This is a genomic window from Glutamicibacter sp. V16R2B1 (assembly GCF_005774635.1).
Taxonomy (GTDB): Bacteria; Actinomycetota; Actinomycetes; order Actinomycetales; family Micrococcaceae; genus Glutamicibacter; species Glutamicibacter creatinolyticus.
Map to the genome: position 1 here is coordinate 264,579 of NZ_VATX01000012.1, position 13,596 is coordinate 278,174.

The following is a 13,596-nucleotide window of genomic DNA, read 5'->3' on the forward strand; positions in this document are numbered from 1 at the left end:
TACGGAAGAGGGGTGAGCGAAACAGTTTCGACAACGGGGCTCCCAGCCCTAAAGGACACTGGTAATCCTTGTTCTGCTCGGGGAGCAGCAACGAGAATCGTAGGCAACTGGAGTCTAGGAGACCTTCGGTTCATCAGCCTTATCGCAAGGACACATTCTCGAGACTTTGGGAAGGTGGTTATGGAACGCAGGAGCTTGAACCGGCCAGTGTTGGAAAAGTATTTGCGGGAGCACGCGCTAGCCTCACAGATGTGCCTCCGGTATCTGGGAGCTGTTTGTCATCAGTGGCGCAACACCGACCTCGGCCCGGAGCTGGCGAAGATGTATGAGCAGGTGCGTGATGACCATAATGACCTGCGCGCAATCATGGGCCGTCTGGGGTTTGAGGAGATTAGTGGTTGCCGGGTACGCATCGGCAACAAGTGTCTGTCCGACCGTTTTTCCACAATCAAGATGGGCATTCCACCGACAATGGCCGGTACTCAGATGCAGCTGGACGCGGTATGCGGTCTGCTGAGTTCGAAACTGGCCATGTGGAACACGCTGCTCTCGCTGGTGACCAGCGAGGAACGGCTGAACCCAGTCGAACTGATCAGCCTGGCCGAGCGCGGCCAGTGGCAGATTGACCGGGTGCACAGCCTCAGCAGCCAGATGCGGCCAGAACAGTTCACCTACACGCGCCGGTGACCAGCACAGTGAGGCTGGGATACCACAGTTGGCCAATACCTTTTTCGGGTAGAACCAGAAAACTCTGTGGGGTACCGCAGCACGGTACCCCACAGAGCGGTAAAGAAATGGATTGATATGGGAAGGGGGGTTGAGTCTTTGTCTAGGCGATTGCCAATGGTGAGGGCGCACGCCAGTAGGTGGGGATCTGGGTAGTCAGCAGCTCGGGCACACGCAGGGCCACGGCGCTGTAGCGCCAGAACCGGACCCGGAATGTCTCCCACAGTTTCGGGACGACCTTTTCATAGAGGCAGCCGATGGTTTCGTCCTTGCCCCAAACGTTCACGACTTCAAGCGCAGAGGTGCCCAAGGTGACGCGCAGCAGGCATAGCCGTTCCGGCTCCTGCTCCAGCATCGCGACGTAAACCGGGGTTTCATGTAGCGACACGAGCGCCATTACATCTTCCAGGGGTTCGTCGCTTCGGGTCATAATGATCGGAGTGCCAGGCACCCAGCCATGAGATTCCAAATGCTTTCTGCCGTACCGTGAGCCTAAGACCTCGGCAACGAGTTCGGCAGTCCGTGAACGCACCATGCGGTTCGTCATTTTCTACCTCCTTCAATTGAAAGTGTTCCGGGTGGAACCACCCGGAAAGCCCCGCGAGTATCGGCGCTGCCCCGACTCCAACCCCGGCTTGCGGATCAGCCAAAGGTAGGAAGTAGCGACGACCAAGGGCGTAGCCCTGACCCTAGCTGTGAAGTCAATCCCAAACTAGAGGCGGTGACCGGGGCCACTTTTTACTGTGGCAAAAAGGTTCCTCCATACGGCGCCGGCCTTTGGCGAAGCGGTCGGATGGGCTTGTGAATTAATCATCCAAGTCCTTTCTGACAAACGTCCAATATTAGGAACTGGTGTTGTTACTCCTCTTGAGTGGGAGGCGATATGTCCGGGAAGGCGACCGATGCTTCCACGCTCGAAGCTGGGAACAAGCTGAGTGCGGCGCCTTTAGTTCTCCGGAGTGACTTGCAGGTTCGGTGCGGACAGCGCTATCCACTACGATCGAACCCGGGCGCCAACGAAGCCGTACCGTTAATCAACGCGGCACAAAGAAAAAGAGGGATTGATGAAACATCCACAGCCCAGCCAGATCCTGGAGGGGCGGGCGCTGCTGTTCGCGGTGCTGGCGCTGTCTATGGGTGGCTTTGGCATCGGAGTCACCGAATTCGCCATCATGGGTCTACTTCAGGAAGGCGGAGCGGATCTGGGCGTGAACAACGCCCAGATGGGGCTGATGATTAGCGCCTACGCCATCGGCGTCGTTGTGGGTGCGCCCATACTTACGGCGCTCGCGGCGAAGATCCCCCGCAAGCGCGCGGTGCAGTACCTGATGATCTTCTTCACGCTGGCCAACTTTTCCTCGGCCCTGGCACCCGACTACGGAACGATGCTGTTCACCCGCTTCCTCTCCGGGTTGCCGCACGGCGCCTACTTCGGCCTGGCTGGCGTGCTGGCCGGTTCCCTGGTGCCCGCTTCGATGCGCGGGCGGGCCATCGCCTGGGTCATGCTGGGCCTCTCGGTCGCCAACGTCGCCGGGGTGCCGCTGGTGACCAAGTTGGGTCAGGAGACCGGCTGGCGTTCCATGTTCCTCGTTGTGGCAATCGTTGGACTGCTGACGCTGCTGATGCTCAGCATTTTCGTCCCATGGCGCAAGGCCGAGGCCGGAGCAAGTATCCGCCGGGAACTCTCGGCGCTTAAGAGCCTGCAGGTGTGGCTTGCCATGGCCACCGGCGTGGTTGGCTTCGGAGGGTTCTTCGCCGTCTATTCCTACATCAGCCCCACGCTGACCGACGTGACCGGTATGGACATCGGCCTGGTTCCGATCGCGCTGGCGCTCTACGGGGTGGGCATGGTGGTCGGCTCCCTGATCGGCGGCCGGCTCGCGGATTGGTCCGTATTCGGTGCCATCAAGCTGACCTCGGTGATCATGGTGGTGGTCATGATCATCTTCGGGCTGGTCACCAGTTGGCTGATCCCCGCCTTCATCATGGTCTTCATCATGGGCGCCACCGGTTCGCTGCTGATCCCGAGCCTGCAGACGCTGCTCATGGATTCGGCGCCCCATGCCCAGTCGCTCGCCGCATCCCTGAACCACTCGGCACTGAACGTTGCCAACGCGATGGGCGCGGCGTTGGGCGCAGCGGTGATCAGCGCTGGCTTCGGCTACCGAGCCCCGGCATTTGTCGGCGCCATTTTGGCGGCCCTTGGGCTGGTTCTGGCCGTGATCACCGAATATCGCTCGCGCAAGCTCGGGCTGAAAATCGGCCGGGAAGCACTGGCTGAGACGGAATCCTCCGCTCGGTAAATCCTGACGGGTATGGAGGCGGCGCGACGCCCACGGTCCCGTAGATGAGGAAGGGTGGTTCTCCGGTTAAGGCCGAAGAACCACCCTTCCTTGATTCAGTGCAAGCCTACTGGCTGGCGTCCGCTCCAATATTGAACATCCAGGTGACCCCGTAGCGGTCGGTCAGCTGGCCAAAGTAGTCACCCCAGGGTGCCTGCTCCAGCGGGATGTCGATATGTGAGTCCTTGCTGAGCTTGGACCACCATTCCTTGAGCGTATCGATCTCGGATGGCCCATCCTCACCGCTGCCGCTGATGGCGATTGTTCCATTGGGACCGACGTTCATGTCTGGGTGAGTGTCCGAGGCCATCAGATGCAGCCCGCGATCCACATAGAGCGAGGAGTGCATGATCTGATCCGCTACCTGTGGGTTGGTTTCCCCGGCACCTTCGGCGAAGGTCATGAAACTCAGTTCACCCCCAAACACCGAATGGTAGAGTTCCATCGCCTCACGGGCGACTCCGCCGTAGCGCAGGTAGGGAGTCATTGCAACGGTCATTGGTTTCCCTCTCGTCTCATGGGAGCGAACTGTCCCGCGCTCATTCTTCCAGCTTGGGGTGGAACGCGGAAGGGTGCAGTGTGAGCAGCGTCTCGTGAGCTCGATTGGCGTTCAGGGCGGAGCTTCGGGTAGAGTTTTATCTCGGTTCGAAGGGAAGAAATTCCCCGGCAACCACACCTTCATCTGGGGGTATGGCGCAGTTGGTAGCGCGTCTGCATGGCATGCAGAAGGTCAGGGGTTCGAATCCCCTTACCTCCACCAGTAAAAAGTCCCGAGGCATCGCAAAATGCCTCGGGACTTTTTTATTTGCCTGATCTTTTCCGTCGGACTGGCGTTCGGTGGTCCGGCGGAAAAGGCTTACCCGGTTTCAGCGCGGTAGCCGATAGCGTGCTGCCGTCAGCGTTTGCCGCTACGAAATGCCTGTCGGGAGATTATGTGCTGGCAGACGCATGGAGCCTGGAACAGTACGGCCGCAGATGCTGCCGCCAACACGATGCCGAATGCCACCATGGTCGTTTTTCCGTGCATGCAGGGCGGCCCATGAATGAGTCTTCCTCGAGACAGCTTGCCCAGGTTGGGGCTATGACGAATACGGTGAGTATCAGCCCGGAGACGTGCGCCGAGGCCCGCAGGCTGAGCAGGGTATGGAGTTGTCTATTTTCGTTGCGCCCTGCACCTCCAGAATGTCGAGCGGATCGCGTCCGGCTCGCGGGTGCGCTCCCATGAATCCGCAGTAGTTAAGGGCAGCCGTTTACTGCTTGACTCGATCCTAAAGCGGAGTACACTCATAAATGAGTTCACTCATTATTTGGTTAAGGATCGTGAGGGCATGGCGCAGGTGTCGCGGCGGGACCGCAATGCACGAGAAAAACAAGAGCGGATCTTCCGCGCCGCTTCGGAACTTTTCGCCGAGCGCGGCTACGGGGCCGTGACCACTCAGGAAATCTCAAAACGTGCCGACGTCGCCGATGGCACCCTGTTCCGGTACGCGGCCTCCAAAAGTGAGCTGCTGCTAATGGTGTACAACGAGGAATTTCGTGCCGCCCTGGAAGCCGGTGAAGCTCATGCTCAGCAGTCAGGTCGACCCGTCGAAGCCATCATGTCGCTGCTGGAGCCAGCGTTGGCCCGTGCCCGCCAGCAAGCCGAAAACAGCGCCGTCTACCAGCGCGAGCTGCTCTTTGGGGTCGCGGCAGAGCGTTATCGCTCAGAAGGCCTGGCCCTGGTGGCCCGCATCGAGAAATCAATCGCAGCGGTTATTCAGGCAGCAGCGGATGATCGCGGACTGGCCCAGGACCCGCAGGCAATCCGTGTCGCCAGCGCCGCGATCTTCGCGGCCATGCACCTGACCATCGCCCGGTCAACGACCGGTGCACATGGCGGAGCGGACGTTTTTGCCGACCTCAACGACCAGGTGTCCCAGATCGTGGCCGGGGTTCTGGCCACCCTGTCACCTGGAACGTGACCCCGGCGTCCGTACCTCCGGGTGACAGAACCACGACAAACTTGCCGGTTCCGCAGACAAGGCAACCGGTCATCAAGAAAAGGAGTAAGGCTATGAGCAGCATCAACAAGGTGACCGTGCTCGGCACGGGGGTCCTGGGATCGCAGATCGCATTCCAGAGCGCCTACAGCGGCTTCGAAGTCACTGCGTACGACATCTCCGATGCGGCGCTGATCGGTGCGAAGGAACGCTTCGCCAAGCTTGTGGAAACCTACAAGGCCGAGGCCGTGGCAGGAGCCAACGAAGGGAAGGCCGATCAGGCGCTGACCCGCTTGAGCTACTCCTCGGATCTAGCCGACGCGGTGCGCGATGCCGACCTGGTGATCGAAGCTGTGCCCGAGGCCCTGGCCATCAAGCAGCAGACCTATGAGAAGCTCGCAGCGGTGGCGCCGGAAAGCACGATTTTTGCCACCAACTCCTCCACCCTGCTGCCCAGCGCGATGAAGGACTTCACCGGGCGGCCCGAGAAGTTCCTGGCACTGCACTTCGCGAACAAGATCTGGCAGTTCAATACCGCCGAGGTCATGGGCACTGCGGACACCGATCCGGCAGTGTTCGAACAGATCGTGCAGTTTGCCAGCGAAATCGGGATGGTGCCCATCCCGGTGTACAAGGAGAAGTCCGGCTACGTGCTGAACTCACTGCTGGTTCCGTTCCTCAACGCCGCGGCGGAGCTGGCCGCCGGCGGCTACGCCGAACCGCAGGACGTGGACAAGGTCTGGCGGACCGCCACCGGCGCCCCCATGGGCCCGTTCCAGATCTACGACGTCATTGGGCTGACCACCCCGTACAACATCCTCGCCCACGGCGATGAAAAGGACCAGAAGCTGGCGGCCTGGCTGAAGGAAAACTACATCGACCAGGGCAAGCTCGGCATCGCCAGCGGCTCCGGGTTCTACACCTACTAGCAACACCAGGGCGCGCACCCAACACGTCACGCCACACACCGCTCAACACGAAAGGCAGAGCAATGGAATACAACAGTGGCAACTACTACGCTTTCGCCCGGCCCCGCAAGCCCGAAGGCGTGGAGGACAAGACGGCATGGTTCGTCGGGGCAGGCCTGGCCTCCCTGGCAGGCGCGGCCTTCCTGGTTCGCGACGGGCAGATGCCCGGGGAAAACATCACCATCTTGGAGGAGCTCGATCTGCCCGGTGGCGCCCTGGATGGAATCAAGGAACCGGAGAAGGGTTTCGTCATCCGCGGCGGACGCGAAATGGAGGACCACTTCGAAACCCTGTGGGATCTATTCCGTTCGATCCCATCGCTGGAGATCGAGAACGCCAGCGTGCTTGATGAGTTCTACTGGCTGAACAAGGACGACCCAAACTACTCGCTGCAGCGTGCCACCATTAACCGTGGCCAGGACGCGCACACCGACAACAAGTTCGCCATGTCCGAGAAGGCGCAGAAGGAACTGATCAAGGTCTTCCTCGCCACCCGGGAGGACATGGAGAACAAGCGCATCAACGAGGTCTTCTCCCAAGAATTCTTCAAGAGCAACTTCTGGCTCTACTGGCGAACCATGTTCGCCTTCGAGGAATGGCATTCGGCGCTGGAGATGAAGCTCTACCTGCATCGCTTCATCCACCACATTGGCGGGCTGCCGGACTTCTCGGCACTGAAATTTACCAAGTACAACCAGTATGAATCACTGGTCATGCCACTGGTCACCTGGCTGCAGGAGCGGGGAGTGGTCTTCCGCTACTCCACCGAGGTCACTGACGTGGACTTCGACGTTGACCCGAACACCGGACGCAAGCAGGCCACCCGCATCCACTGGCAGTCGGGACGCGAAGGCACGCCTGGGGGAGTGGACCTGGGTGAGAACGACCTGCTGTTCATGACGATCGGCTCGCTGACCGAGAACTCCTTCGAGGGCGATCAGCACACCCCGGCCCAGGTGGACAAGGGACCGGCTCCGGCCTGGGACCTGTGGCGGCGCATTGCCGCAAAGGATCCATCCTTCGGGCGCCCTGACGTCTTCGGCAACCACATCGAGGAAACCAAGTGGGAGTCGGCGACCGTCACCACCTTGGATGAGCGCATCCCGAAGTACATCGAGAAGGTCGCCAAACGAGACCCCTTCAGCGGCAAGGTCGTGACCGGCGGCATCGTCACCGCCAAGGACTCCAGCTGGTTGACCTCCTGGACGGTCAACCGCCAGCCGCACTTCAAGTCGCAGAAGCCCAACGAGATCGTGGTGTGGGTCTATGCGCTGTACTCCGACAAACCGGGGGATTTCACCGGCAAGACGATCCAGGAGTCCACGGGCGAGGAAATCGCTCAGGAGTGGCTCTACCACTTGGGGGTGCCGCAGGATGAGATCAAGGAGGTGGCGGCCACCGGGGCAAAAACCGTGCCGGTGATGATGCCGTACGTGACGTCGTTCTTCATGCCGCGTCAGGCCGGAGACCGGCCCGATGTCGTCCCCCAGGGCTCGGTGAACTTCGCCTTCATCGGCCAGTTCGCCGAATCCGGGGAACGCGATACCATCTTCACCACCGAATACTCGGTGCGTACCGCCATGGAGTCGGTCTACACGCTGCTGGATGTCGAGCGGGCCGTGCCCGAGGTTTACAACTCCACCTACGACGTGCGCAAGTTGCTGTCGGCCACCAGCAAGCTGCGTGACGGCGAGGAGCTGAACGTTCCCGGTGGGGCGCTGTTCCGCAGGCTGCTGATGAAGCGGCTGGACGACACGGAAATCGGGGAGCTGCTCAGCGAGTACAAGCTGCTCAGCGAGTAAGCCTGTTCGCCGCTGCCCGCGCTGTGCTTGGTGCACCGCGCGGGCAGCTGGGCTTAAAGCCGCGGAGAAGCGTTGCTGACTGCGGCTTGCCGGCTTCGCGGCGGCGCCACCTCGGTGGGCCGCCCCGAAGCATGCTCAGCGGATCAGAACGAGGTGATGATCGAGCGGATGACTTCGCCGCGCTTCAGTGCCTCGTAGCCTTCCTCGATCTGGTCGATGGAGATCTCCTGGGAGATCAGGTCATCGAGGTTCAGCCGCCCCTGGACGTACATGTCCGCGTACATCGGGATGTCGCGCTTGAGGTTCGTTGAACCCATCTTCACCATCCGCACCCCGCCCTGGCTGAACAGGGCGCCGGCATCGGCGGGCATCTCCACTTCGGTTCCCGGGCGGGCGATGCCGATCAGGTAGGCGGTGCCGAGCATCCCGCGCATGGCGACCGCCTGCTTCTGGGTGGCCGGCAGCCCGATGATCTCGAAGACGTGGTCCGCCCCACCGTTGGTGGTCCGCCTGACTTCCTCGACCGGGTCAACCTGGGTGGAGTTGATCAGGTGGGTGGCACCGAACTTCTTGGCCACGGCCAGCTTGTCATCGCTGATGTCGATGGCGATGATCGTGGTCGCCCCGGCCAGCAGGGCCCCGGAGATCGCGTTGAGTCCGACGCCGCCGGTGCCGATGACCGCCACCGAGTCCCCGACGCGCACCTGCGCCGAGTTGATGGCCGCGCCGGCTCCGGTGGAGACGCCGCAGCCCAGCACCGCCGCCTGTGGGAAGGGGATCTCCTTGTTCACCACGGCCAGCTGGTTCTCGTGCACCAGGGCCTTTTCGGCAAACCCGCCCAGACCCAGGGCCTGGGTGACATCGGTGCCGTCTTCCAGGATGATGCGGGAAGGCTCATCGGCCTTGCGCAGGGTCGCACCCGGGTTGGAGCAGGCGTAGGTCCGTCCGGACAGGCAGTCAACACACGCCCCGCAGAACTGAATCAGGCTGGCGACCACGTGGTCGCCAACGTTCATGGTCGTCACCTCGGGACCGATGGCCTCCACGACACCAGAGATCTCATGTCCCAGCACCGCCGGGAACCCCAGGGTGGTGGCCGCGCCCTGCTCCAGGTGCAGGTCGGAGGCGCACAGCCCCGATGCCTTCACGGTGACAAGCACTTCGCGGCCGATCGGGTCCGCGAGCTGCACCTGTGTGGTCTTGAAGCCTTTGCCGACACCGGTGGTAACCGAAGCCTTCATGGTCTTACCTTTCGTTGCATCTTGGCGTGCGCAGGAAGACGCACGTCGTTCCGGCCCGCCGCTAGTGCGCGGTGGGCAAATCTGGTTCCGACATCCAGGCCGGAAGCATCGCCACCAGGTGGTCGACGATGGTCTTCCGGTCGACGTCAATGTGGCCGGTGACCCACGCGGCGAGCAGTCCCACGAGCGTGTTGGCGACCGCTATTGAGGCCAGGCGGGCATCAATGCCCGCGGGAATCCGGGGCAGTTCGGTGCACATGATCGATTCGATCGTCTTGGCGAAGGCGCGCACGATGGCCATGTACGCCGTTGCCGAGTGGCTGCCCTCCAACAGCGGACGCAGCAGATCGCGCTGCTGCCAGAACGCGTCGGCCAGTCGTTCCTGCCCAGCGCGGACCGAGGCGGCAGTGCGCTGTCCCAATTCGCGGCGCTCAGAAAGGTGGATCTCGCGCAGCTCGTCAAAAATCTCGCGCAGCACGACCAGCGCCACCTCATCGACTCCGCTGAAGTGGGTGTAGAACGCGGCCCGGCTGACACCGGCTTCAGTCACCACATCACGAACCGTCGACTCCGAGTGCCCCCGGCGCAACAGGGTGCTCAACCCGGTCACAATGGCCGTGCGGGTGCGTTCCTTGCGTGGATCCGGCGCGCGGCCTGCGGGGCTCTGGGGGAGCTGCTCGTTGGGGGTCATGCCATCAGTGTAAGCACTTTTTAGACAGGTGTCTATAAACTTTCTTGACGCGTCACCTAAATTGGTGAAGCACGTTGTTGGTAGACCGACAATCACCAGTTTGACCTGTAAGTTTCCGTGTGCATGAACCGGGTTGCGCCGCCAGCGAAAGCCGTGCTCTCCCGCCCAGATCAATGTCTGGTGAGGCGTTCCCGGCGTTCGAACCCCCTAGACAGCGGGCTGGTGATGCAGAAGCATGGACAGGAATGCACGGTGGAATGAGGAGACTGGAATGCAGCGCGAGGAAGCACCGGGCCCTGGTGGGCCCACTGCGGCGGCGAACCGGGAAAGGATCAGCATTCAGGGCGTCCGGGTAGGGCACTGGCGCGATCCCCGAGCGATGACAGGATGCACGCTCATCGAGCTGCCCGAGGGCAGCGTGGGCTCCTATGAGGTGCGCGGTGGTGCCCCGGCCACGCGGGAACTAGATGTGCTGCACCCGCAAAAGACCGTGGCCCGCGTGGATGGAGTGCTGCTCACCGGCGGTTCGGCGTTCGGCCTGGCAGCCGCCGACGGGGTGATGCGCTGGATGGAGGAGCAGGGGCGCGGGGTGCCCACCCCGGCCGGCAATGTGCCGATCGTTCCGGCCCTGGGGCTCTTTGACCTCGCGCTGGGTGAGAGCAGCATCCGCCCGGACGCCCAGGCCGGCTACCGGGCGGCCAGCAGCGCTGCCGCCGAATTTGAGGTGGGACCGGTTGGGGCGGGTACCGGGGCGCGCTCGAGTCAATGGCGCGGTCCAGGGCAGGCACACCGCGCCGGCCTGGGCTTTGCCGAACACCGGCTGGGGCAGCTGCGAGTCGCGGCGATCTGCGCCGTCAATGCCCTCGGCGACATCCGGCAGGAGCCCGACCCGCCCTCCTTCGCCGCGGCCGAAGCCTTCGCCGCCCTGGCCTCCGGACCGCTGCCGCGCACCCACACGACCATCGGGGTGGTCATCACCAACGCGCAACTGGACAAGGTCGGCTGCAAGGTGGTGGCCGAGGGTGGGCACGACGGGTTGGCGCGGGCGGTCTTCCCGCCGCACACCCGGATGGACGGAGATGCCCTGATCGCCGTGGCCACCGGGCAGGTGTCCGCCCCAGTGGACACCGTGCGGATGCTGGCGAACGCCGCCGTCGCCGACGCGATCCGCTCGCGCGGCTAAACCCGCCCACCGCGGCTTCGGCAGGCGGGACACCGGTCCCGGGGTTACTGAACGTCCGAGTCCGGGGGAGCGATCCGCATGGTGCGCTGCGGGCTGACCGACTCCACCTTCTCCACCTGGCGCAGCGCGTCAACGTGCTCCGCCGTGGTGGTGCCGGTGACCTGGCCCAGGGTCTTGAGCACGTTGTCCACCATCAGCCCCGCGGCGCGCAGCTTCTCGGCGACGTCATCAATCTGGGCCAGGTCCTCGGAGCGGATCGTGACAATCACCGTCTCGGTCACCTGGGATTCCTGCTTCTTCTCGTCCATCGCACCCTACTTCGTGTTGACCGCCCCGGGTTGTTCGCGCCGGCACCGCGGCTCCGGAGCCCCTGGCGGTGCGGCGTCTGGATGTGCCTTGGCTCCTAGGCCTGGGCCGGGGGCGGGGCTTGGGTCATTCCGGCCCCCACGTCCACGGAGAACTGCTCCAGGCGTTCGCCTTCCTGCACCAGCTCCGCCCACAGTTCCCGGGCCCGGAAGCCGGTGGCCTCGCACAGCAGGGCTGCGATCCCCGCGACGTGCGGGGTGGCCATCGAGGTGCCGCTGATGGTGTTGTAGCGTTGCTCGCCGGGCCACGAGGAGTAGATGCGCACCCCGGGCCCGGAGATGTCCACCTGCCCGCCGCGGCCGGGCAGCGTGCGGGCGGAGAAGTCCGCCACCTTCAGCCCCTCGTCCAGGGCCGCCACCGCCATGACGAATGGGCTGTTCGCCGGGGCGCCGACGAACCCGTAGTTCCCCTGGGGGCGGCGGGCGTTGTTGCCGGCCGCGGCCACGATCAGCGACCCCAGCTCCAGGGCCCGGCGTCCGGCGGCCACATAGGGCGGGTGCACCTCCCGCACGTCCGCGCCCAGCGACATGGAGATCACCTGGCACTCGTTCTCCAGCGCCCAGTCGATCCCGCCTAGGATCTGGGCGTCGGTGCCCGAACCCGAGTTGCCCAGCACCTTGCCGGCGAAGATGCTCGCCCCGGAAGCCACCCCGTAGCCGCGCTGGCCAGGCACGCCGCGCGGGCCGCAGGCGGTGCCGATGCAGTGGGTGCCGTGCCCGTGCCCGTCTAGGGCATCCTCACCCTCCACGAAGGACTTGGTGGTGACCTGTCGGCCGGCGAAGTCCGGGTGGTTCTCGTCGAACCCGGTGTCCAGCACGGCCACCTTCACCCCGGCCCCGGTGTACCCCGATTCCACGGCCTTTACCGCCTGCAGTCCCCAGGTCAGCTCGTCGGTGTCCGCGTATGCCGGCCGCTCGGCTGCGGCCACGTCCCCGGTGTTGACCTGGATGCGGTAGATCCGTTCGGGCACCACCTTCATCGGCAGGCGCCGGGAGGCGCAGCGTTCGCGCAGCTGTTCGACCTGCCCGGACTCGCTGTCCACCACGGCCATGCCCAGCCGGGGAAAGTAGTGCTTGAGCGAGTAGCCCTCGTCGGAAAGCACCTCGGGCACCTGCTCCTGCAGCACCCCCAGGCTGGTCATCGGGGTGCCCACCGGCTCGGCGCCGTCGAAGATGACGACGTAGCGTCCGGGGATCGCCTCGGAGGTGACGCTCACGGACAGCGGCTCATCGGGATCGAACATGACCAGCTCCTTTTCACGGCGCGCCGCCGGGATGAACCCCTGGCAGCCACGGGTATCGGCCTACTCAGGCGAGTACCCAGCACTCTACTCGTCCCGCCCGCCGCTGGGTAGGTCTGCCCGCCCCCGGCAGTTGGCGCCTCAGATGGCCTAGCGCCGCAGGGCACGCAGCGCCTCAAAGCCCAGGATCAGCAGCGCCAGGGCCAGCAGGCCGTAGACGGCCACATCCATGGGCGCCAACCGCTCGCCCAGCAGCAGCGCGACGGCCACCAGGATCAGCGGCTCCAGGTAGGAGAGCAGGCCAAACAGCGGCAGCGGCAGCAGCCGGGACGCCGCCAGGTAGGCCACCATCGCCACCGCGCCGCATACGGCGATCACCGCGACGCCCGCCTGCTGTCCGGGCTGATGCGACGGACCGGGCAGGACGGCCAGCAGCACCAGGGCCGGCGGGGTCAGCACCGCGGCCTCCACCGCAAAACCGGCCCGGTGATCCAGCCCGGTGTGGTGCCGCAGCATGAAGTACACCGGATAGACCAGGGCGATGAACCAGGTCACCCAGGAGAACGTCGGAGCCACCGCGATCTTCAGCGCCAGCGCCAGCGCGGCCACCACGACGCTGAGCCACTGCAACATGGAGACCGGGGACTTGAACACAAAGCGCCCGCCGAGCACCAGGGTGATGGGCAGCAGCAGGAAACCCAGCGAGGCGTCCAGCGCCTTGCCGTGGGCCGGGGCCCAGACGAACAGCCACAGCTGCACGCCCACCATCAGGCTCAGCGGCAGCAGCAGCCACAGGTGGGTGCGGCGGGCGGTGAGCAGCGTGAAGTATTCCCCCAGGGCGCGCCGACCCGAGGACAGCAGCAAAGCCGGAAGATAGCAGCCCAGGATCGCCAGCACCCGCCAGGCAAAGACAAATTCGGCCGAGGCCTGCACCCTGCCCGAAACCAGGAAGATGACGCCAAAGAGCAGGGAGGCTCCCACCGAGGCGATCACGCCGCGGCCCGTTGTGCCCGAGCCAGAACGCACAGAACCTCCCTGGGTGTGGTGAGCCGGTGACC

The 13,596-nt window shown here is 63.9% G+C and carries 13 protein-coding genes and 1 tRNA gene; 7 read left to right on the forward strand and 7 right to left on the reverse strand.

The annotated features are described in order from the left end of the window. The first annotated feature begins 207 nt into the window (after positions 1-207). Entirely contained in the window at positions 208-687 is a 480-nt protein-coding gene (locus FDN03_RS08610; RefSeq protein WP_138175977.1) for a hypothetical protein, read from the forward strand. Positions 688-829: 142 nt separating this feature from the next. On the opposite strand, the gene FDN03_RS08615 is transcribed toward FDN03_RS08610, so the two are convergent. Next, positions 830-1,273, reverse strand: coding sequence for a hypothetical protein (locus tag FDN03_RS08615; protein ID WP_054821076.1), 444 nt, complete (start codon positions 1,271-1,273; stop codon positions 830-832). Positions 1,274-1,790: 517 nt separating this feature from the next. Between FDN03_RS08615 and FDN03_RS08620 the strand changes: the two genes are divergently transcribed. Then, on the forward strand, positions 1,791-3,029 hold the full coding sequence (locus FDN03_RS08620) for an MFS transporter (RefSeq protein WP_138175979.1): 1,239 nt from the start codon (positions 1,791-1,793) through the stop codon (positions 3,027-3,029). 106 nt (positions 3,030-3,135) lie between these two features. Here FDN03_RS08620 and FDN03_RS08625 read toward each other — a convergent pair whose 3' ends face one another. Continuing rightward, positions 3,136-3,567, reverse strand: a complete 432-nt coding sequence (locus tag FDN03_RS08625) for a VOC family protein (protein ID WP_138175981.1) — start codon at positions 3,565-3,567, stop codon at positions 3,136-3,138. 185 nt (positions 3,568-3,752) lie between these two features. Between FDN03_RS08625 and FDN03_RS08630 the strand changes: the two genes are divergently transcribed. From FDN03_RS08630 to FDN03_RS08645, 4 genes are all read left to right on the forward strand, one after another. Beyond that, positions 3,753-3,828: transfer RNA gene (locus FDN03_RS08630), tRNA-Ala, on the forward strand. A 568-nt stretch (positions 3,829-4,396) separates the two neighbouring features. After that, complete coding sequence (locus tag FDN03_RS08635; protein WP_138175983.1) at positions 4,397-5,029, forward strand: TetR/AcrR family transcriptional regulator; 633 nt, start codon at positions 4,397-4,399, stop codon at positions 5,027-5,029. Positions 5,030-5,121: 92 nt separating this feature from the next. Beyond that, on the forward strand, positions 5,122-5,976 hold the full coding sequence (locus FDN03_RS08640) for a 3-hydroxyacyl-CoA dehydrogenase (RefSeq protein WP_138175985.1): 855 nt from the start codon (positions 5,122-5,124) through the stop codon (positions 5,974-5,976). Between the two features lie 62 nt (positions 5,977-6,038). After that, on the forward strand, positions 6,039-7,817 hold the full coding sequence (locus tag FDN03_RS08645) for an oleate hydratase (RefSeq protein WP_138175987.1): 1,779 nt from the start codon (positions 6,039-6,041) through the stop codon (positions 7,815-7,817). Positions 7,818-7,960: 143 nt separating this feature from the next. Here FDN03_RS08645 and FDN03_RS08650 read toward each other — a convergent pair whose 3' ends face one another. Together FDN03_RS08650 and FDN03_RS08655 are read right to left on the reverse strand one after the other, a co-directional pair. After that, the gene (locus FDN03_RS08650; protein ID WP_138175989.1) at positions 7,961-9,058 is read right to left on the reverse strand and encodes an alcohol dehydrogenase catalytic domain-containing protein; all 1,098 of its coding nucleotides are present in this window, start codon (positions 9,056-9,058) and stop codon (positions 7,961-7,963) included. Positions 9,059-9,119: 61 nt separating this feature from the next. Next, the gene (locus FDN03_RS08655) at positions 9,120-9,749 is read right to left on the reverse strand and encodes a TetR/AcrR family transcriptional regulator (RefSeq protein ID WP_138175991.1); all 630 of its coding nucleotides are present in this window, start codon (positions 9,747-9,749) and stop codon (positions 9,120-9,122) included. Positions 9,750-10,020: 271 nt separating this feature from the next. Here FDN03_RS08655 and FDN03_RS08660 point away from each other — a divergent pair, with 271 nt between their 5' ends. After that, complete coding sequence (locus FDN03_RS08660; protein WP_138175993.1) at positions 10,021-10,932, forward strand: P1 family peptidase; 912 nt, start codon at positions 10,021-10,023, stop codon at positions 10,930-10,932. Between the two features lie 44 nt (positions 10,933-10,976). Here FDN03_RS08660 and FDN03_RS08665 read toward each other — a convergent pair whose 3' ends face one another. The 3 genes from FDN03_RS08665 to FDN03_RS08675 form a co-directional block, all read right to left on the reverse strand. After that, positions 10,977-11,240 (reverse strand): hypothetical protein, encoded by a 264-nt coding sequence (locus FDN03_RS08665; RefSeq protein ID WP_138175995.1) that lies wholly within the window; start codon positions 11,238-11,240, stop codon positions 10,977-10,979. Positions 11,241-11,335: 95 nt separating this feature from the next. Next, the gene (locus FDN03_RS08670; protein WP_138175997.1) at positions 11,336-12,541 is read right to left on the reverse strand and encodes a S8 family serine peptidase; all 1,206 of its coding nucleotides are present in this window, start codon (positions 12,539-12,541) and stop codon (positions 11,336-11,338) included. Between the two features lie 147 nt (positions 12,542-12,688). Continuing rightward, entirely contained in the window at positions 12,689-13,564 is an 876-nt protein-coding gene (locus FDN03_RS08675; protein WP_138175999.1) for a permease, read from the reverse strand. Positions 13,565-13,596 lie beyond the last annotated feature (32 nt).